We start from the raw sequence: 656 nt of genomic DNA on the forward strand, positions 1-656 counted from the left end.
CTATCTTGTTGGATGAGTTTCCAGTAGCGTTTGAGTGCCCTGTATTCATGAGATTTTCTGTCAAACTGATTCATAATCTGGACACGTAGACGATTCATGGCCCGGCTCAGATGTTGGACGATATGAAAGCGATCGGGGGCGATTTTAGCGTTTGGGAATAGCTTTTTAGCGATATCGTAGTAGGCGCTAAATATGTCGTCCATAGTTGATGACTTTGACGCGGTTTCTAACCTGTCTGGAATAGCGGAGGAAGTGATTACGAATGGTTGCTTGAGTCCGTCCATCTAGAATAGCTAAGATAGTAAGGGAGTCAAAATCCTGAGCAAGGAAGCTCATTTTTCCCTTCTTGAAGCTATATCCATCCCAGCTCATATTGGTTGGAAGACAGTTCAGGTCTGTCTTGAACTGAAATTCTTTTAGTTTACGAATGACCGTAGAGGTGGATACTGCTAAGCTTTCCGCAATGGTTGTCATAGATAGCTTCTCAATCAGTTTTTGGGCAATTTTGTGGTTGACAATAGCTGGTATTTGATTGATTCTTCTTGACTAGGGAAGTTTCTGCGACAGCTATTTTCCTGCAATTCTGACAGCGGAAACGACGTTTCCTTAACCGAATCAATGTCTTATATCCAGCACATTCTAGATAAGGGATTTTA

Annotated in this window: 1 pseudogene; it reads right to left on the reverse strand. The window is 42.1% G+C overall.

Annotated features, from left to right (window positions below):
- Positions 1-656 (reverse strand): annotated as a pseudogene (locus ACPC57_RS11600) (ISL3 family transposase); the annotation flags it as partial.

This window comes from Streptococcus sp. VTCC 12886 (assembly GCF_049893425.1).
Lineage (GTDB): Bacteria > Bacillota > Bacilli > Lactobacillales > Streptococcaceae > Streptococcus > Streptococcus suis_AA.